This window comes from Streptococcus sp. SCPM-O-B-15294 (M123) (assembly GCF_058200455.1).
Window position 1 is genome coordinate 347224 of sequence record NZ_JBYQGU010000001.1, and the last position, 17383, is coordinate 364606.

At 43.3% G+C, this 17383-nt stretch carries 22 protein-coding genes and 1 pseudogene; all 23 read left to right on the forward strand.

Going from position 1 to position 17383, the window contains the following annotated elements:
• Positions 1 to 70 precede the first annotated feature (70 nt).
• The 23 genes and pseudogenes from AC3E8G_RS01495 (at position 71) to AC3E8G_RS01605 (ending at position 17302) form a co-directional block, all read left to right on the forward strand.
• Positions 71 to 598: a YqeG family HAD IIIA-type phosphatase gene (locus tag AC3E8G_RS01495; protein WP_045759146.1), complete on the forward strand. Its 528-nt coding sequence runs from the start codon at positions 71 to 73 to the stop codon at positions 596 to 598.
• 2 nt (positions 599 to 600) lie between these two features.
• A complete protein-coding gene (gene yqeH, locus AC3E8G_RS01500) occupies positions 601 to 1707 on the forward strand; it encodes a ribosome biogenesis GTPase YqeH (protein WP_031575855.1) in 1107 nt (368 codons plus the stop codon).
• 219 nt (positions 1708 to 1926) lie between these two features.
• A complete protein-coding gene (gene yhbY / locus AC3E8G_RS01505; protein WP_006595720.1) occupies positions 1927 to 2238 on the forward strand; it encodes a ribosome assembly RNA-binding protein YhbY in 312 nt (103 codons plus the stop codon).
• Between the two features lie 21 nt (positions 2239 to 2259).
• Positions 2260 to 2889, forward strand: a complete 630-nt coding sequence (locus tag AC3E8G_RS01510) for a nicotinate-nucleotide adenylyltransferase (protein ID WP_129270137.1) — start codon at positions 2260 to 2262, stop codon at positions 2887 to 2889.
• The gene (gene yqeK, locus AC3E8G_RS01515; RefSeq protein WP_233331216.1) at positions 2889 to 3485 is read left to right on the forward strand and encodes a bis(5'-nucleosyl)-tetraphosphatase (symmetrical) YqeK; all 597 of its coding nucleotides are present in this window, start codon (positions 2889 to 2891) and stop codon (positions 3483 to 3485) included. The genes AC3E8G_RS01510 and yqeK overlap by 1 nt, the downstream gene beginning before the upstream one ends.
• Positions 3486 to 3986, forward strand: a complete 501-nt coding sequence (locus AC3E8G_RS01520) for a cysteine hydrolase family protein (RefSeq protein ID WP_233331217.1) — start codon at positions 3486 to 3488, stop codon at positions 3984 to 3986. It abuts the gene before it with no gap.
• A gap of 14 nt (positions 3987 to 4000) precedes the next feature.
• The gene (rsfS, locus tag AC3E8G_RS01525) at positions 4001 to 4354 is read left to right on the forward strand and encodes a ribosome silencing factor (RefSeq protein WP_129270143.1); all 354 of its coding nucleotides are present in this window, start codon (positions 4001 to 4003) and stop codon (positions 4352 to 4354) included.
• 208 nt (positions 4355 to 4562) lie between these two features.
• Positions 4563 to 5303, forward strand: a complete 741-nt coding sequence (locus AC3E8G_RS01530; protein WP_233331218.1) for a class I SAM-dependent DNA methyltransferase — start codon at positions 4563 to 4565, stop codon at positions 5301 to 5303.
• Between the two features lie 6 nt (positions 5304 to 5309).
• Positions 5310 to 6404, forward strand: coding sequence for a nucleotidyltransferase (locus tag AC3E8G_RS01535; RefSeq protein WP_490676858.1), 1095 nt, complete (start codon positions 5310 to 5312; stop codon positions 6402 to 6404).
• Positions 6405 to 6654: 250 nt separating this feature from the next.
• A complete protein-coding gene (locus tag AC3E8G_RS01540) occupies positions 6655 to 6909 on the forward strand; it encodes a type II toxin-antitoxin system Phd/YefM family antitoxin (protein WP_272080192.1) in 255 nt (84 codons plus the stop codon).
• Between the two features lie 3 nt (positions 6910 to 6912).
• The gene (locus AC3E8G_RS01545; RefSeq protein WP_154857485.1) at positions 6913 to 7167 is read left to right on the forward strand and encodes a Txe/YoeB family addiction module toxin; all 255 of its coding nucleotides are present in this window, start codon (positions 6913 to 6915) and stop codon (positions 7165 to 7167) included.
• Positions 7168 to 7340: 173 nt separating this feature from the next.
• Positions 7341 to 8057: a YebC/PmpR family DNA-binding transcriptional regulator gene (locus AC3E8G_RS01550; protein WP_490676859.1), complete on the forward strand. Its 717-nt coding sequence runs from the start codon at positions 7341 to 7343 to the stop codon at positions 8055 to 8057.
• Positions 8058 to 8246: 189 nt separating this feature from the next.
• On the forward strand, positions 8247 to 9389 hold the full coding sequence (locus AC3E8G_RS01555) for an amidohydrolase (protein ID WP_490676861.1): 1143 nt from the start codon (positions 8247 to 8249) through the stop codon (positions 9387 to 9389).
• Positions 9390 to 9515: 126 nt separating this feature from the next.
• Complete coding sequence (locus AC3E8G_RS01560; protein ID WP_490676862.1) at positions 9516 to 10343, forward strand: amino acid ABC transporter substrate-binding protein; 828 nt, start codon at positions 9516 to 9518, stop codon at positions 10341 to 10343.
• A 32-nt stretch (positions 10344 to 10375) separates the two neighbouring features.
• The gene (locus tag AC3E8G_RS01565) at positions 10376 to 11248 is read left to right on the forward strand and encodes a MetQ/NlpA family ABC transporter substrate-binding protein (protein ID WP_023024186.1); all 873 of its coding nucleotides are present in this window, start codon (positions 10376 to 10378) and stop codon (positions 11246 to 11248) included.
• A gap of 68 nt (positions 11249 to 11316) precedes the next feature.
• A complete protein-coding gene (locus AC3E8G_RS01570; protein ID WP_125334839.1) occupies positions 11317 to 12690 on the forward strand; it encodes a M20/M25/M40 family metallo-hydrolase in 1374 nt (457 codons plus the stop codon).
• Positions 12683 to 13750, forward strand: a pseudogene (locus tag AC3E8G_RS01575) (methionine ABC transporter ATP-binding protein). The gene AC3E8G_RS01570 and the pseudogene AC3E8G_RS01575 overlap by 8 nt, the downstream one beginning before the upstream one ends.
• Complete coding sequence (locus AC3E8G_RS01580) at positions 13747 to 14439, forward strand: methionine ABC transporter permease (RefSeq protein WP_006595735.1); 693 nt, start codon at positions 13747 to 13749, stop codon at positions 14437 to 14439. The pseudogene AC3E8G_RS01575 and the gene AC3E8G_RS01580 overlap by 4 nt, the downstream one beginning before the upstream one ends.
• 15 nt (positions 14440 to 14454) lie before the next feature.
• The gene (locus AC3E8G_RS01585) at positions 14455 to 15033 is read left to right on the forward strand and encodes an MptD family putative ECF transporter S component (RefSeq protein WP_490676863.1); all 579 of its coding nucleotides are present in this window, start codon (positions 14455 to 14457) and stop codon (positions 15031 to 15033) included.
• A 17-nt stretch (positions 15034 to 15050) separates the two neighbouring features.
• Positions 15051 to 15899 (forward strand): SAM hydrolase/SAM-dependent halogenase family protein, encoded by an 849-nt coding sequence (locus AC3E8G_RS01590; RefSeq protein WP_490676865.1) that lies wholly within the window; start codon positions 15051 to 15053, stop codon positions 15897 to 15899.
• A 13-nt stretch (positions 15900 to 15912) separates the two neighbouring features.
• Positions 15913 to 16464: an ECF-type riboflavin transporter substrate-binding protein gene (locus tag AC3E8G_RS01595; protein ID WP_048691672.1), complete on the forward strand. Its 552-nt coding sequence runs from the start codon at positions 15913 to 15915 to the stop codon at positions 16462 to 16464.
• Positions 16465 to 16603: 139 nt separating this feature from the next.
• Entirely contained in the window at positions 16604 to 16798 is a 195-nt protein-coding gene (locus AC3E8G_RS01600) for a helix-turn-helix transcriptional regulator (protein WP_003005328.1), read from the forward strand.
• A gap of 27 nt (positions 16799 to 16825) precedes the next feature.
• The gene (locus tag AC3E8G_RS01605) at positions 16826 to 17302 is read left to right on the forward strand and encodes a DUF6773 family protein (RefSeq protein ID WP_490676866.1); all 477 of its coding nucleotides are present in this window, start codon (positions 16826 to 16828) and stop codon (positions 17300 to 17302) included.
• Positions 17303 to 17383: the final 81 nt, after the last annotated feature.

Sequence of the window (17383 nt, forward strand, 5' to 3'; positions counted from 1 at the left end):
GACAACGAAGCAAGTGCAAAATACGTCTATTTATGCTACAATGAAGAGAATATAAAAAATGGAGAAAAACGTGTCAATCGAAAATTACAAACCAGATTTTGCGGTGGAAGCAGCCTATGATCTCACCGTTGCAGACTTGAAAAAACAAGGTATTAAGGCAGTCCTTGTGGATTTGGATAACACCTTGATTGCTTGGAATAATCCGGATGGGACTCCTGAGATGCGCCAGTGGTTGCATGACCTTCGTGACGGAGGGATTCGGGTTATCGTGGTGTCTAATAATAGTCCCAAACGGGTCAAGCGCGCTGTTGAGAAATTTGATATTGACTATGAAGCCTGGTCGCTCAAGCCCTTTACTTTTGGGATTGATCGGGCTCTCAAACGTTTCCACTATGAGAAAAATGAAGTGGTCATGGTCGGGGATCAACTGATGACGGATATCCGGGCTGCCCATCGGGCGGGCATTCGTTCGATTTTGGTCAAACCTTTGGTTGAGCATGACTCCATCAAGACCCAGATCAACCGGGCGCGTGAACGCCGTGTCATGAAGCAAATGGCCGAAAAATATGGTCCGATTGTATATAAAAAAGGAATTTAAGAATGGAAGAATTATTCTGTATTGGCTGTGGAGCGCCCATTCAGACAGAAAACAAAGAGGGGCTAGGCTATACTCCCCAATCAGCTCTTGAAAAGGGCTTGGAAACAGGCGAAGTCTATTGCCAACGTTGTTTCCGTCTCCGTCACTACAATGAAATCACAGATGTGCATCTGACAGATGATGATTTCCTAAAGCTCCTTCACGAAGTAGGGGATAGTGATGCACTCGTGGTCAATGTAGTGGATATTTTTGATTTTAATGGATCCGTTATCCCTGGCCTACCACGCTTTGTAGCAGGAAATGATGTCCTTTTAGTCGGAAATAAAAAGGACATCTTGCCTAAGTCTGTCAAGGATAGCAAGGTGACCCATTGGTTGATGGAGCGGGCCCACGAAGAAGGCATGCGTCCTGTCGATGTGGTCCTCACCTCTGCCCAAAACAAGAGTGCTATCAAGGATTTGATGGAAAAGATTGAGCAGTACCGCAAGGGACGTGATGTCTATGTGGTGGGTGTGACAAACGTAGGGAAATCGACCCTCATCAATGCGATTATCCAAGAAATCACTGGAGACAAGGATATCATCACGACCTCTCGCTTCCCAGGGACGACACTGGACAAGATTGAAATCCCATTGGACGATGGATCCTACATCTACGATACACCGGGGATTATTCATCGCCACCAAATGGCTCATTACTTGACGGCAAAAAACCTCAAGTATGTCAGCCCTAAAAAGGAAATCAAACCCAAGACTTATCAGCTCAATCCAGAGCAAACCCTCTTCTTGGGTGGTCTGGGACGGTTTGACTTTATCAAGGGAGAAAAGCAAGGCTTCACCGCCTTCTTTGATAATGAACTCAAGCTTCACCGAACCAAGCTAGAAGGAGCGACCGCCTTTTATGACAAGCATGTCGGTGGCTTACTAACTCCTCCCAATAGCAAGGAAAAAGAAGAATTCCCACCTTTGATTTCCCATGAGTTTACCATCAAGGACAAGACAGACCTGGTCATTTCAGGCCTCGGCTGGATCCGCGTCAATGGAGAAGCCAAAGTAGCCGTCTGGGCACCAGAAGGCGTCGCCGTCGTTACCCGCAAAGCTATTATTTAAAAATTTGAAAGGAAATAGTTTCTTTATAGACTGGGCGAGTGCAACGAGCCTAGAAAGGATACTTTTCGCTGTGGTGAAAGCCTAAGTAGATATTTTACTACTTAGCCGCGGAAAATTTGAGACTTTAGGCTCAAATTTAAGTCATGGAACTCCGCTAGGAGGTCGCTGACGACTGCCACCACATCAGAAAAGTATCAAAAAAGAAACCATGAAAAAAGCATGACATTAACATCCAAACAACGGGCTTTCCTCAACAGCCAAGCCCACAGCCTCAAACCCATTATCCAAATCGGGAAAAATGGGCTCAATGACCAAATCAAAACCAGTGTGCGCCAAGCGCTTGATGCGCGCGAACTGATCAAAGTGACCCTTCTTCAAAATACGGATGAGAATATCCATGAAGTAGCAGAAATCTTGGAAGAAGAAATTGGTGTGGATACAGTTCAAAAAATTGGACGCATCCTCATCTTATACAAACAATCAAGCAAAAAAGAAAACCGGAAGATTTCAGTCAAAGTAAAAGAAATCTAAGAGACACAGGAGAGCAGGTATATGGCCATTGAACTATTAACCCCCTTTACCAAGGTGGAGTTAGAGCCAGAGATCAAAGATAAGAAACGCAAACAAGTGGGAATCCTCGGAGGGAATTTCAATCCCGTCCATAATGCCCATCTTGTAGTTGCAGATCAAGTCCGCCAGCAATTAGGCTTGGACAAGGTTCTTCTCATGCCAGAATATGAGCCTCCGCATGTGGATAAAAAAGAAACCATAGATGAAGGTCATCGTCTGAAAATGCTCGAACTAGCCATTGATGGTATTGAAGGTCTGGAGATCGAGACGATTGAGCTAGAGCGTAAAGGGATCTCCTATACCTACGATACGATGAAGCTGCTCAATGAGCGAGACCCAGATACAGACTATTACTTTATCATTGGAGCGGATATGGTTGACTACCTGCCAAAATGGTATCGGATTGACGAATTAGTGGAGATGGTGCAGTTTGTCGGTGTTCAACGTCCCCGTTACAAGGCGGGAACCTCCTATCCTGTGATCTGGGTCGATGTTCCTCTTATGGACATCTCTTCTAGCATGGTGCGAGAGTTTATCGCCCAAGGTCGGACGCCCAATTTTATGTTGCCAAAGCCAGTATTGGACTACATCAAGAAAGAAGGTTTGTATTAATGACCTATGAAAACTATCTCGGCTTTTCTCGTGAAGTCTTACTTGAAAAAATGGGTCAAATCTTGCCAGAAAAACGGCTAACCCACTGTTTAGGGGTTGAGAAAGCTGCGCGTGACTTGGCCAAACGCTATGGGGCTGATGAAGAGCAGGCTGGACTAGCAGGTTTGTTGCATGACTATGCCAAGAAATTATCAGATCAGGAATTTCTCGATTTGATCGATCGCTATGAGCTGGATCCAACATTAAAAAATTGGGGCAATAATGTCTGGCATGGGATGGTTGGGATTTACAAGATCCAAGAAGATCTAGGACTGACAGATCCAGCCATTCTTCGGAGTATTGAGATTCACACCGTGGGAAGCGGACAGATGTCAACTTTAGACAAGATTATCTATGTGGCCGATTATATTGAGCACAACCGGGCTTTTCCGGGGGTAGAGCAAGCTCGTGACATCGCCCAAGTCTCCTTGGATCGTGCCGTGGCCTATGAGACGGCTCGCACAGTCGAACACTTGGCTCACCAAGGATTGCCCATTTATCCCCAAACCCTTGAAACCTATAACGCCTTTGTGAAGTATTTGAAAGAGGAGCAGTGAGTGAAGACAGCTTTTATCATTATCGATGTACAAAATATCTTAGTGGAAACAGGTTTTGAGACAGGAAAGCTCTTAGAGAAGATTGCTTATTTACAAGAACAGGCTAGAAAACAGCAGGTTGAAATTATCTACATACAGCATATCGAAACGCCAGAGGCTTTAGCCTCAGAAGATTGGCAATTATCGCCCCTGTTGAAAAGACAGGAGAATGAAAAGGTATTTCAGAAGCGATACAATAGCATGTTTAAAGAGACAGGATTAAAAGAATACTTGGATCAACAAGGGATTGAACAACTGGTCCTGTGTGGTATGCAGACAGAATATTGTGTCGATACATCCGTCAAAGTGGGATTTGAATACGGCTACAAGCTGGTCATTCCAGAAGGTGCTGTCACAACCTTTGATGGAGAGGATATCCCAGCAGAAACGCTCAATGAATTTTATGAGAATATTTGGGAAGAACGTTTTGCGGATGTCTTAGATTACAAATCAATTTTTTAAAGGAAGAGGATTACATGAAAGAAAAAGAACTACTTGAACTTGTTGTTAAAGCTGCCGATGAAAAGCGTGCAGAAGACATTGTCGCTTTGGATGTTCAAAGCTTGACCAGCGTGACAGATTACTTTGTCATCGCAAGCTCTATGAATAGCCGTCAGTTGGAGGCTATCGCTGAAAATATTCGCGAGAAGGTCGTTGAAGCTGGTGGCAATGCCAGCCACGTCGAAGGTGATTCAGCTGGAGGTTGGGTCCTTCTTGACTTAGGTGGTGTGGTGGTCCATGTCTTCTCAGAAGAAATGCGTACCCACTATAACCTAGAAAAGCTTTGGCACGAAGCAAGTGCTGTTGATCTTTCAGCAACCCTAGCATAAGCAGGTAAACTCAGTTGGTAGCAACTGAGTTTTGTTGGTTAAATTGAAATTCTATGGAAAGAAAGGATAGGGCCTTGTGTTTAGTTAGTTTGATAATTGAACACGAGCTAAAAGCTGTGAGAAAAAGATAAACTTCCTTTGTATCTGACGATACGGCAGAAAGTTTCCTATTTTCTCTATGCTTTTAAGGCTCTTTGTATCTTGATTTATGGCGACTTATGAAACATTTGCGGCGGTCTATGATGCGGTCATGGATGACAGTCTGTATGATTTGTGGACGGATTTTTCCCTCCGCCATCTCCCTAAAAGCAAGGATCGGAAAAAATTACTGGAATTGGCTTGTGGGACAGGAATTCAATCTGTTCGTTTTTCCCAAGCTGGATTTGATGTGACAGGGTTAGACCTGAGTGCTGACATGCTGAAAATTGCTGAAAAAAGAGCTACTTCAGCTAAGCAGAAGATTGATTTTATCGAGGGCAATATGCTGGACCTGTCGCAAGCAGGCACTTATGATTTCGTGACCTGCTACTCGGATTCTATCTGCTACATGCAGGACGAGGTAGAAGTAGGAGACGTCTTTAAGGAAGTCTATAATGTCCTCAATGAAGGCGGAGTCTTTATTTTTGATGTCCATTCGACCTACCAGACAGATGAGGTCTTCCCAGGCTATTCTTATCATGAAAATGCGGAAGACTTTGCCATGCTTTGGGATACCTACGAGGATGAAGCCCCCCACTCCATCGTCCATGAGCTGACCTTCTTTGTCCAAGAAGAGGATGGATCCTTTAGTCGCCACGATGAAGTTCATGAGGAACGCACTTATGAAGTTTTAACCTATGACATCTTATTGGAGCAGGCTGGCTTTAAATCTTTCAAATTGTATGCAGACTTTGAGGACAAAGAGCCAACAAAGACCAGCAAACGTTGGTTTTTTGTAGCACAGAAGTAGGACAGCATGACAGTTACAGGTATTATTGCAGAATTTAATCCCTTTCACAATGGACACAAGTACCTGCTGGAAAAGGCAGAAGGACTGAAAATCGTTGCCATGTCTGGGAATTTTGTCCAACGTGGTGAGCCTGCCATTGTAGACAAGTGGACACGGGCGCAGATGGCTTTGGAAGATGGAGCAGACCTGGTGGTCGAGCTCCCCTTTCTCGTGGCTGTTCAGTCAGCTGATCATTTTGCCAAGGGAGCGGTGGAGATTTTGTCCCGTCTGGGAATCGACCAATTGACCTTTGGGACAGAAGAGGTCATAGATTACCAAGCGATTGCGACTGTTTATTCGGAGAAAGCAAGGGAAATGGAAGCTTTCTTGCGAAGCCTTCCGGATGATTTATCCTATCCACAGAAGACCCAAAAAATGTGGGAAACCTTTGCTGGAGTGGAGTTCACAGGAGCTACTCCCAACCATATCCTGGGCTTGGCTTATGCCAAGGCTTGTGCTGGGAAGGGGATTGCGCTCAAGCCTATTCAACGCCAGGGTGCAGGCTACCATTCAGAAGAAAAAGAAGTGGCCTATGCTTCTGCCACTAGTCTACGCCTGCACAAGGAAGATCAGGATTTTGTCGCTAAATTCATGCCCAATAGCCAACTCTTTCAGTCGGCTCCACAGGTATCTTGGGAGGATTATGACCAACTGCTCCGTTATCAAATCCTAACCCATCCAGATCTGACACAGATTTTTCAAGTCAATGAGGAGCTGGCCCATCGGATAAAGGAGGCAGTTCGAAGTGCTAATTCTGTGGAAGAGTTGGTGGAGAAAGTCGCAACAAAGCGCTATACCAAGGCTCGTGTCCGTCGCATCTTGACCTATATCTTAGTAGGTGCGAGAGAGGAAATCTTGCCGACCGCTATCCATGTCTTAGGCTTCACTGAAAAGGGCCAAGCCCACCTCAAAAGCTTGAAAAAATCAGCAGAAATTGTGACCCGAATCGGTAAGGAACCTTGGGATGCCTTGACTCAGCAAGCGGATCAGGTATATCAGCTAGGCCATCCCCAACTGACGGAACAAACCTGGGGTCGAGTGCCCGTGAGAGTGGAAGAATAAAATGTCTCACTGAAATCTTCTTTGCTCACAAAAATAAAGGAGCTTTTGTCACATAAGGCAAGAAGTTTATGATATACGGAAACAATGTTTATCTACTGTCTAAAAAATCTTTTTAGACAGTAGTTTTTTTTTACCAATTTTAGAAACTTTTTACGAATAATTAAGTGGAGAGGGAAAACTTGTACAAGTTCCTGACAAGTTTTTCTTTTTCATGTATAATAATAGAAAAGAGGTAGAATGAGGTATGGTCATGGAAGCAGTCGTTTATTCAACATTCCGCAATCATTTGAAGGATTATATGAAGAAGGTGAATGATGAGTTTGAGCCTTTGACAGTCGTGAATAAGAATCCAGAAGAAGATATTGTGGTCATCTCTAAGAGCGAGTGGGACAGCCTACAAGAAACCCTGAGACTAGCTCAGAACAAGGAATTGTCAGATAAGGTCTTGCGGGGCATGGCAGAAGTCCGAGCTGGTCAGGTTCAACTCCATGAGATTGAGGGGTAACGGATGTTACTCAAGTTTACAGAAGATGCCTGGAAGGATTATTGTTACTGGCAAAGTCAGGACAAAAAAACACTGAAGCGAATTAATACCCTTATCAAAGATATTCAAAGGGATCCATTTGCTGGGATTGGTAAGCCTGAGCCCTTGAAATATGACTTTCAAGGAGCATGGTCAAGACGGATTGATGCAGAGAATCGCCTGATTTATATGCTAGATGAGTCAGGTGTCGCTTTTCTCTCTTTTAAAGACCATTACTAAGTTTCTAAAAGAGAGGCTTTTTTATAGTTAAACTAGCTATTTAAGTTTCCAACTCATAGAAAGTTCCCATAAAATCCCCCTTTTAAAATAGAAAATTCTAGTCCAAGTTCAGCGATTTGTGATATAATGTTAAAGATTGAAAATAATATGAATCAAACACAAGGAGAATCCTCATGGGACGTAAATGGGCCAATATTGTAGCCAAGAAAACTGCCAAAGATGGCGCTAACTCAAAAGTATATGCGAAATTCGGAGTAGAAATCTATGTAGCCGCTAAAAAAGGTGAGCCAGATCCAGAATTGAATACTGCTTTGAAATTCGTTATCGACCGTGCCAAACAAGCGCAAGTGCCAAAACACGTAATTGATAAAGCGATCGATAAGGCAAAAGGAAATACAGACGAAACCTTTACAGAAGGACGTTATGAAGGATTTGGGCCAAATGGTTCCATGTTGATCGTTGATACCTTGACATCAAATGTTAACCGTACAGCTGCCAATGTCCGTGCTGCCTTTGGTAAAAACGGTGGAAACATGGGAGCTTCTGGTTCTGTATCTTACCTCTTTGACAACAAGGGGGTTATCGTCTTTGCAGGTGATGATGCGGATGCCATCTTTGAGCTTTTGCTGGAATCAGATGTCGATGTAGACGATGTAGAAGCAGAAGAAGGAACCATCACTGTTTACACTGCTCCAACTGACCTTCACAAAGCGATCGTTGCTTTGCGTGAATCTGGTATCGAAGAGTTCCAAGTAACCGAATTGGAAATGATTCCTCAATCAGAAGTTGAGTTGTCAGGTGAAGATTTGGAAACCTTTGAAAAACTCTACAGCGTTCTTGAAGATGATGAGGACGTGCAGAAGATCTACACTAACGTAGATGGATTCTAATAGAAATAGACCTTTGAAGATAATTTCTTCAAAGGTTTTTTTTCTTGAGGTTTGGCATTTTTAGGAAAGAAGGCAGAGGACACAACAATAATGATATAGTCCCTGGCTATAACTGAGAGAAAAAAATAGGAATTAGACGAATAGGGGAGCCAGTGATAGAATAGAACTATGCTAGAAAGGGGACGAAAAATGGTATCATTTTCCTATGAACATCTAGTGCCCATTCGGCATTACGTGCATCAGCATCCAGAGTTGTCTGGACAAGAATACCAAACCACAGCTTATCTCAAAGCCTATTTGGAAAAGCTTGGTGTACGCATTTTAAACAGTGGATTAAAAACCGGTCTGATTGCTGAAATCGGAAGCGGTCAACCAGTCATTGCCCTTCGCGCAGATATTGATGCCCTTCCAATTCAGGAGAACACGGGTCTCGACTACCAAAGTCAAAACCCTGGTGTCATGCATGCCTGTGGTCATGATTTCCATCAGGTCAGCCTATTAGGGGCTGCAGAAGTCCTAAAAGGTATGGAAACAGACTTAAAGGGAACGGTTCGGTTAATCTTTCAGCCGGCTGAGGAGACTTCTGAAGGAGCATCTGCGGTATTAGCGACCGGGCTCCTAGAGGATGTTCAGGCCATCCTTGGATTTCACAACATGCCGTCATTGCCTGCGGGTCAGTTGGCCCTGCGTCCAGGCGCCATGATGGCGGGAGTTGAAAAGTTCAAGGTGACTGTCACTGGGGTGAGCAGTCATGCGGCTCGACCGGATCTCGGTTTGGATACGGTTGTAGCGATCACTAGTATGGTCCAGCAGTTGCAGACCTTGGTCTCGCGTACGGTTTCACCATTTGAGGCAGCTGTCCTATCGGTGACCCATATTGAAGCTGGTTCAACCTGGAATGTTCTTCCCAAGTCTGGTTACTTTGAAGGAACTATTCGAACCTTTAATCCGGATCTCCAGAGACGGCTCAAGGCAGATTTCATTCGCGTGATCGAACAGATCTCCAACAGTACCGGAGTCATGGTCCAATTTGATTGGGGAAAGACACCACCGGTCACCTATAATGATAAGGCCTTGGCTAAAAAAGTCTTTCGCTGGTCCAAGTCTTTTGCAGAGGTTGTCGAGGCCCAGCCATCGACAGCGGGTGAAGATTTTGCCTTCTATCAAGAGAAAATCCCAGGAGTCTTTGCTTTTATCGGATCGAATGGTGCAGCGGATGCACCGGATCTCCACCATGATAGTATGGTCATAGATGATACTGCTTTTGCAGTATCAGTTCCATATTACGTAGAAAATGCCCTCGCTTTGCTGGAAAAATTTTCAACCAAATGAGACGTGATAGATAAAACCTATCACCGCCATAAAGAAAATATAATACCCAAGAGTTAGGAATTTTGATATGATGGAAAAAGCTGTTTTTTAAAGAGGAATAAACAATTTAGTGAAAAAGGAGAACAAATGAAATTGAATAAATTCATCAAATATGTTGGTTTGAGTCTTGTGGGCTTAGCAGCAGTTGGGACTTTGGTAGCCTGCTCATCAAAGTCATCAAGTAAATCAAGTGGAAAACGGACCATTGAAGTCGCAACAGTTGGAACAACCAAACCCTTCACCTATGATAAGGACGGGGAATTGACTGGTTATGAAATCGAAGTCATGCGTGAAATCTTCAAAGGTTCAGATAAGTATGAAGTCAACTTTAATAAGACAGAATGGTCTTCTATCTTTGCTGGCTTAGACGGCGATCGTTACCAAATCGGTGTCAGCAACCTTAGCTACGATAAAAAACGTGCAGAAAAATACCTGTACCCAAATCCATACGCAAAGAACCCAGTGGTCTTAGTGGTTCGCAAAGATTCAGGGATCAAGTCACTGGATGATATTGGTGGCAAGTCAACAGAGGTCATCCAAGGAACTTCTACAGCGAAACAATTGGAAGCATACAATGAAGAGCACAAGGATAATCCAACAGAGCTCAAATATACAGATGGAACGATTCAATCTATTCTTGCTAATTTGAGCGATGGCCGTTCAGATTATAAGATTTTTGAACGTTTGACAGTTGAATCCTTGATCAAGGACCAAGGGTTGGATAATTTGGAAGTGATTGAACTCCCAAGCGATCAACAACCATACGTTTACCCAATCCTTGCCAAAGATGAAAAAGAATTGGAAACCTTCGTCAACAAACGAATCAAAGAATTGTACGAAGATGGGACACTTGAAAAATTGTCTAAGAAGTACTTTGGTGGAACCTTCCTTCCAGAAGCTTCTGATATTAAATAAGGTTATTTAAAAACATCATAAGGAGAAAGAACATGAAATTAACAAAACTTTTTGGTGTAGCAGCTCTTGCTACCGTTGCAACCTTTGCCTTAGCAGCATGTGGGTCTTCAAAATCATCTAAATCATCTGATAAAGATGGTGTGACAACTGTTAAAGTTGGGGTGATGAACTTAAGTGATACAGAAGAAGCTCGTTGGAAAGAAGTGCAAAAGAACTTAGATGATGCAAAAGCAAACATCAAATTGGAGTTTACTCAATTTACAGACTACTCACAACCAAACCAAGCTGTTCGTGATGGGGATGTGGATATCAACGCTTTCCAACATTACAACTACCTTGAAAACTGGAACAAAGAAAACAGCGCAGACCTAGTTTCTGTAGCAGATACTTACATTGCGCCAATCCGTCTTTACTCCGGTACTAAAGATGGGAAGAACAAATACACAGATGTGAAAGACATTCCTGAAAAAGGAACCATTGCAGTACCAAACGACCCAACAAACGAAAGCCGTGCTTTGTATGTATTGGAATCAGCTGGTTTGATCAAGTTGGATACAAAAGATGGGGAATTGGCTACCATCAGCAACATCAAAGACAATCCAAAGAACTTAACAATTTCTGAGTTGGACGCTTCTCAAACAGCTTCTTCACTTCCATCAGTTGATGCAGCAATCATCAATAACACCTTTGTTCGTGAAGCAGGTATTGATTACAAGAAAGCTCTCTTTGTAGAAAAAGCAAACAGCAACTCTAAACAATGGTACAACTTGATTGCAGCTAAGAAAGATTGGAAATCATCTGATAAAGCAAAAGCAATCGAAGCCATTATTAAAGCCTACCATACTGATAACGTGAAGAAAGTCATCGAAGAATCTTCAGACGGTATGGACCAACCAGTTTGGTAATTGAGAGGATGAATAGAGAGGTGGAGAAGGTTTTCTCTACCTCTTATCGTGTATAGTAGGAGGAAATGATGTCCAATCCAAGAGAGACAGAACAAATACGCAAATTTGAAAATGATGAGGTGGCTCAGCATTATTTTGAAGTCCTGAGGACCCTCATTTCCAAGCGCTCTATCTTTGCCCAGCAGATTGGCTTAAAGGAAGTGGCGACCTATTTGGGAGAAATTTTCACAGCAGCAGGAGCTAAGGTAACTGTGGATGACAGTTACACAGCGCCATTTGTCATTGCTAAATTTGTTTCACCCAATCCGGACGCGAAGACCATCATTTTCTACAACCATTACGATACTGTTCCAGCAGATGGCGACCAACCTTGGACGAGTGATCCCTTTACGCTGTCGGTCCATTACGGGACCATGTATGGTCGAGGGGTAGATGATGACAAGGGGCATATTACAGCACGGTTAACGGCTATTCGCAAATATATCCGTGAGAATGGCGACCTGCCGGTCAATATTACTTTTATCATCGAAGGAGCAGAAGAATCTGCTTCGACCGACCTGGACAAGTATCTAGCCAAACACAAAAAACACTTGCGTGGGGCAGATCTCTTAGTCTGGGAACAAGGGACTCGTAACCAACAAGGGGAACTGGAAATCTCCGGTGGCAACAAGGGGATTGTTACCTTTGACATGGTGGTCAAAAGTGCAGATGTGGATATCCATTCCAGCTATGGTGGAGTGGTGGAATCAGCATCTTGGTATCTGCTCAATGGTTTGTCCAGTCTTCGAGATAAAGACGGTCGGATCCTGGTGGATGGCCTCTATGACTTGATTGAGGAGCCTAACGAGCGGGAACTGGCCCTGATTGATCGGTATGCCAATAAAACGGCGGACGATGTGACAGAAATCTACAATCTCCAATTGCCTATCTTGAAAGAAGAACGAAGTGAGTTCTTAAAACGTTTTTATTTTGAGCCAGCTATGAACATTGAAGGCTTGGGAACAGGGTATCAGGGACAAGGAGTCAAGACGATTCTCCCTGCAGAAGCTCGAGCCAAGATGGAAGTTCGGTTGGTGCCAGGCTTGGAGCCTAAACAAGTCTTGGAGTTGATCCGTAAACAATTGGATCAGAATGGCTTTGAGAAGATTGAACTTGTTTTCACACTAGGGGAAATGAGCTATCGGAGTGATATGAGTGCGCCGTCCATTCTCAATGTGATTGATCTGGCCAAACGCTTTTATCCAGAAGGGGTCTGTGTCCTTCCGACAACTGCAGGAACTGGTCCCATGCATACGGTCTTTGAGGCCTTGCAAGTTCCAATGGCTGCCTTTGGTATCGGAAATGCCAATAGTCGAGATCATGGTGGGGATGAAAATGTGAAAATTGCAGACTACTATACCCATATTGAATTAATTAAGGAGTTAATCACAAGTTATGAGTAAAGAAATTATCAAACTGGACCATATCGATGTTACCTTTCATCAGAAAAAACGTGAAATTGCAGCCGTGAAGGATGTAACCATTCATATCAATGAAGGGGATATTTACGGGATCGTTGGATATTCTGGTGCAGGAAAATCAACTCTTGTACGGGTCATCAATCTCTTGCAAGTACCGTCAGCAGGTACTATCACCGTAGATGGCGATGTCATCTATCAAGATAAGGTGACCTTAAATGCTGCGGCTTTACGCCAAAAACGCCGGGACATTGGTATGATTTTCTAACACTTCAATCTGATGGCCCAAATGACTGCAGCTGAAAATGTGGCTTTCGCCCTCAAACATTCAAATTTGTCTAAAGAGCAAAAGGCTGAAAAAGTAGCCAAGTTGTTGGAACTAGTAGGACTGTCAGATCGGGCAGACAACTATCCTGCTCAGTTGTCAGGTGGACAAAAACAACGGGTGGCGATTGCGCGTGCGCTTGCCAACGATCCAAAGATTTTGATTTCTGACGAATCAACATCTGCCCTAGATCCAAAAACGACCAAACAAATCCTTGCTCTTCTGCAAGAGCTGAATCAGAAGTTGGGCTTGACAGTGGTCTTGATTACCCACGAAATGCAAATTGTCAAAGACATTGCCAATCGGGTTGCGGTCATGCAAAATGGTGAATTGATTGAAGAAGGTTCTGTTTTAGATATCTTCTCTAATCCTAAGAATGAATTGACACAAGACTTCATCACAACAGCGACAGGAATCGATGAAGCTATGGTGAAAATCAACCAGCAACAAATTGTTAAGCAATTGCCAGCGGATTCTGTTTTGGCCCATTTGAAATATTCTGGTTCGGTGACAGACACAGCGATTATCAACGATATTTATAAACAGTACCAAGTGTCAGCAAATATTCTACACGGAAATATTGAAATTTTGGATCATACCCCTGTTGGAGAGTTGGTTGTTATCCTGACTGGAGAAGCAGCCAATCTATCTGCAGCGCAACGGGATTTACAAGCAGCAGGTGTTTCTGTACGTGTCTTAAAAGAAGGGAGTAATGCATGATTGACTTTATTCAAACCTATCTACCAAATGTTTACCGGATGGGCTGGAGTGGCCAAGCTGGATGGGGAACAGCGATTTATCTGACTCTTTACATGACCTTTATCTCTTTTGTGATTGGTGGTTTATTGGGACTTATTGCAGGCTTATTACTAGTCTTGACAGCACCAGGTGGGATTATCGAGAATAAATTGGTTTTCCATATCTTGGATAAAATCACTTCCATCTTCCGTGCGATTCCATTTATCATCTTGCTAGCCTTGATCAATCCCTTTACTCGTATGATTGTCGGAACTGGGATCGGTCCTACAGCAGCCTTAGTTCCCCTATCTTTAGCTGTCTTTCCTTTCTTTGCTCGCCAAGTTCAAGTCGTTTTATCTGAGCTTGACCGAGGTGTGATTGAAGCAGCCCAAGCCAGTGGGGCAACATTTTGGGATATTGTTGGTGTCTATCTTCGTGAAGGTCTTCCAGATCTGATTCGTGTCACAACTGTTACCCTTATTTCCTTGGTTGGTGAAACAGCCATGGCGGGTGCGATTGGAGCCGGTGGTCTCGGAAATGTGGCTATTTCCTATGGTTACCAACGCTTTAATAATGATGTCACCTTGCTAGCAACCTTCTTGATTCTGCTTTTGATCTTCTTTATTCAGTTTATCGGTGATTTCTTGACCAAGAAAATTAGTCACCGGTAAGGATGGGTTAGGTACATGAACATGATACAGAAACATCAATTTAAGCAGGTTGCAGCCTTTGCAGGTTTGTATTTTCTTGCCATTGGATTAGGTGTCCTACTTGGAAGTCTGGTTGACCATCGAGGGAATATGTTTTATGCTCCAGCCTTCTCTGCCCTAGTTGGTGGAGGGATCTATCGCGTCTATGTTGAGAAAATTCAACGAACAGGAGCTATTCTAGTAGTTGCTCTTGTGATTGGTGCTTTTTTCCTTTTCACTCGTCATGGAGCTGGAGCCTTTCTTCCTGCTCTTGTTGGGGGGCTTTTGGCTGAATTGGTCGTAGCTCGTGGCCACTACCAGTCGAAGTTAGGCAATGCGCTTTCCTTCCTCTTCTTTTCCTTTACGACGACAGGGCCCATTCTCATGATGTGGATCCAACCGGCTAGTTACCGTGCTTCTTTACTAGCCCGTGGGAAGTCGATGGATTATATTGAACGCGTTATGGTACCGTCGAATATGGAGACGGTGAGCTGGTTTTTATTGACCCTTCTTCTTGGAGCTCTACTAGGTTATCTTCTGGGACAATTGGTCTATCAAAAGCTAGATAGAAAATGATATGACGGAGAAGAAATATGCACAATAATTTACTAGTCCTTCAGTCAGACTTCGGTCTGGTAGATGGGGCTGTCTCTGCTATGATCGGGGTTGCTTTAGAGGAATCACCGACCCTCAAGATTCACCACTTGACCCATGACATTACCCCTTACAATATCTTTGAAGGAAGTTACCGCCTCTTTCAGACGGTGGATTACTGGCCGGAAGGGACAACCTTTGTTTCGGTCGTTGATCCGGGTGTCGGCTCCAAACGAAAGAGCGTCGTAGCTAAAACGGCGAAGAATCAATACATTGTTACTCCGGATAATGGAACCCTCTCTTTCATCAAGAAACATGTAGGGATTGTTGCTATCCGTGAGATTTCAGAGGTGAAGAACCGCCGGGCCAATACAGAGTTTTCTTATACCTTCCATGGGCGTGATGTCTATGCCTATACAGGAGCTAAGTTAGCCAGTGGCCATATCAACTTTGAGGAAGTGGGACCAGAACTCAGTGTTGAACACATTGTAGAAATCCCTGTGGTGGAAACTGTTATGGAGGACAATCTTGTCAAAGGAGCCGTTGACATCTTGGATGTACGCTTTGGTTCTCTCTGGACTTCGATTACCCGGGAAGAGTTCAATCATTTGGAACCTGAATTTGGGGAACGCTTTGAAGTGACCATCTACAACAATGACATGCTGGTTTACCAAAACCAAGTAACTTACGGCAAGTCTTTCGCAGATGTGCGTATTGGACAGCCAATCCTTTATATCAATTCCCTCTACCGTGTTGGTCTTGCTATCAACCAGGGATCCTTTGCCAAGGCCTATAATGTAGGAGTTGGGGCTTCTTGGCATATCGAAATTAGAAAAATGGAAAATTAATAGGAGATAAAATATGAAACAAAAACAAGCTTTTACAATTAAGGATGTTGTAGCCATCGGGGTTGGAGCGGCCCTCTTTGTGGTCATTGCGATGATCCCAATTCCAGCGCCAGCTCCAAATACCAACATTCAGTTGCAATACGCTCTTCAAGCCCTCTTTAGTGTGATCTTTGGTCCGATTGTTGGTTTCTTAATGGGCTTTATCGGTCATGCCATTAAAGATGCGATGACTTATGGCCTCTGGTGGACTTGGATCATTTCTAGTGGCTTGTTTGGACTCTTTGTTGGTATCTTCCGCAAGCAAATCGGTAACCTAAAAGGAGAAGTGACCAAGAAAGAATTGATCGTCTTTAACGTCGTACAAGTCATTGCCAACTTGCTTATTTGGGGATTGATTGCTCCGATTGGGGATGTGATGATCTACAAAGAAAGTGCCAACAAGGTCTTCCTACAAGGTGTTGTAGCAGGTTCTGTCAATGCTTTAGTTGTAGCTATTGCAGGTTCTCTTCTCTTGATTGCTTATGCACGGACTCAAACAAAAGATGGAAGTTTGTCTAAAGACTAATCATAAATAAGAAGATAAAGTCTGGGAAACCAGGCTTTTTTTGTTTACCAAAAATATTTTTTACAAAATGTAAAATATATATTGCAAAATATAAAATATAGTGTATAATAGAGTTATAAAAACAAGAAAGGAAAAGCCTGTGGCGAAAAATCTCAAATTAAAAATGGCCCGGGTCGAGCATGATATGACCCAGGGGGATCTTGCAGATGCCATCGGGGTGACACGCCAGACCATTGGCCTGATCGAGGCAGGGAAGTACAATCCGACCCTCAGCCTCTGCCTTGCTATTTGTAAGACCTTGGATAAGACGCTGGATCAACTGTTCTGGGAGTAACAGTTTTAACATAGAAAGAGGAAGAAAATGAAACAAAAGAAAGAACCAATTGTAAAAGATGAACGGACCATGCTACTTGATGGAAAAATTGCAGGGGAACTTGTTTTAGGAATGACCTGCTTTATCGCCCTATCAGCCTTTGTGAAAGCTAGTATCTTGGACTTAGAGCTAGTAGCCTATATTCCAGAGCTCATTTTGTTGATTATCATGGGAGTTTATGCCTTTGTCAGAAGGATCAGCTCAGGGATTGACATTCGAGATATGTTAGAAAAAGATAGCTGGTTCAGTCGCATCGGATCAGGCATTTTATTTGCTTTATTTGTGATCGCAACAGATGTGATTGGGAAGCGCGAAACAATGAGCTTTATGTTCAGTCCCAAGTATCTGCTCAAAATCGTCCTTGCCATTTTAGTCTTTGCTCTTTTGACTTATCTGTTAGAGAAACCACTAGCCTTTATCAATCGGAAAAAACAAAAGAAGATCGAGGCAGAGTTAGAGGACTAAGGGGAGAGCTTAAAAAGTTATTTAAGAATTTGTATAAAAGCCTGGAATTCCAGGCTTCAGATTGAAGACAAAGTCATATTA

Coding starts and splice junctions, on each gene's coding strand:
- AC3E8G_RS01570 (WP_125334839.1), top strand. CDS start 11,317: ATGTCCAATCCAAGAGAGACAGAACAAATACGCAAATTTGAAAATGAT.
- AC3E8G_RS01565 (WP_023024186.1), top strand. CDS start 10,376: ATGAAATTAACAAAACTTTTTGGTGTAGCAGCTCTTGCTACCGTTGCA.
- AC3E8G_RS01545 (WP_154857485.1), top strand. CDS start 6,913: ATGTTACTCAAGTTTACAGAAGATGCCTGGAAGGATTATTGTTACTGG.
- AC3E8G_RS01540 (WP_272080192.1), top strand. CDS start 6,655: ATGGAAGCAGTCGTTTATTCAACATTCCGCAATCATTTGAAGGATTAT.
- yhbY (WP_006595720.1), top strand. CDS start 1,927: ATGACATTAACATCCAAACAACGGGCTTTCCTCAACAGCCAAGCCCAC.
- AC3E8G_RS01580 (WP_006595735.1), top strand. CDS start 13,747: ATGATTGACTTTATTCAAACCTATCTACCAAATGTTTACCGGATGGGC.
- AC3E8G_RS01595 (WP_048691672.1), top strand. CDS start 15,913: ATGAAACAAAAACAAGCTTTTACAATTAAGGATGTTGTAGCCATCGGG.
- AC3E8G_RS01560 (WP_490676862.1), top strand. CDS start 9,516: ATGAAATTGAATAAATTCATCAAATATGTTGGTTTGAGTCTTGTGGGC.
- rsfS (WP_129270143.1), top strand. CDS start 4,001: ATGAAAGAAAAAGAACTACTTGAACTTGTTGTTAAAGCTGCCGATGAA.
- yqeH (WP_031575855.1), top strand. CDS start 601: ATGGAAGAATTATTCTGTATTGGCTGTGGAGCGCCCATTCAGACAGAA.
- AC3E8G_RS01590 (WP_490676865.1), top strand. CDS start 15,051: ATGCACAATAATTTACTAGTCCTTCAGTCAGACTTCGGTCTGGTAGAT.
- AC3E8G_RS01555 (WP_490676861.1), top strand. CDS start 8,247: ATGGTATCATTTTCCTATGAACATCTAGTGCCCATTCGGCATTACGTG.
- AC3E8G_RS01510 (WP_129270137.1), top strand. CDS start 2,260: ATGGCCATTGAACTATTAACCCCCTTTACCAAGGTGGAGTTAGAGCCA.
- AC3E8G_RS01550 (WP_490676859.1), top strand. CDS start 7,341: ATGGGACGTAAATGGGCCAATATTGTAGCCAAGAAAACTGCCAAAGAT.
- AC3E8G_RS01605 (WP_490676866.1), top strand. CDS start 16,826: ATGAAACAAAAGAAAGAACCAATTGTAAAAGATGAACGGACCATGCTA.
- AC3E8G_RS01535 (WP_490676858.1), top strand. CDS start 5,310: ATGACAGTTACAGGTATTATTGCAGAATTTAATCCCTTTCACAATGGA.
- yqeK (WP_233331216.1), top strand. CDS start 2,889: ATGACCTATGAAAACTATCTCGGCTTTTCTCGTGAAGTCTTACTTGAA.
- AC3E8G_RS01585 (WP_490676863.1), top strand. CDS start 14,455: ATGAACATGATACAGAAACATCAATTTAAGCAGGTTGCAGCCTTTGCA.
- AC3E8G_RS01530 (WP_233331218.1), top strand. CDS start 4,563: ATGGCGACTTATGAAACATTTGCGGCGGTCTATGATGCGGTCATGGAT.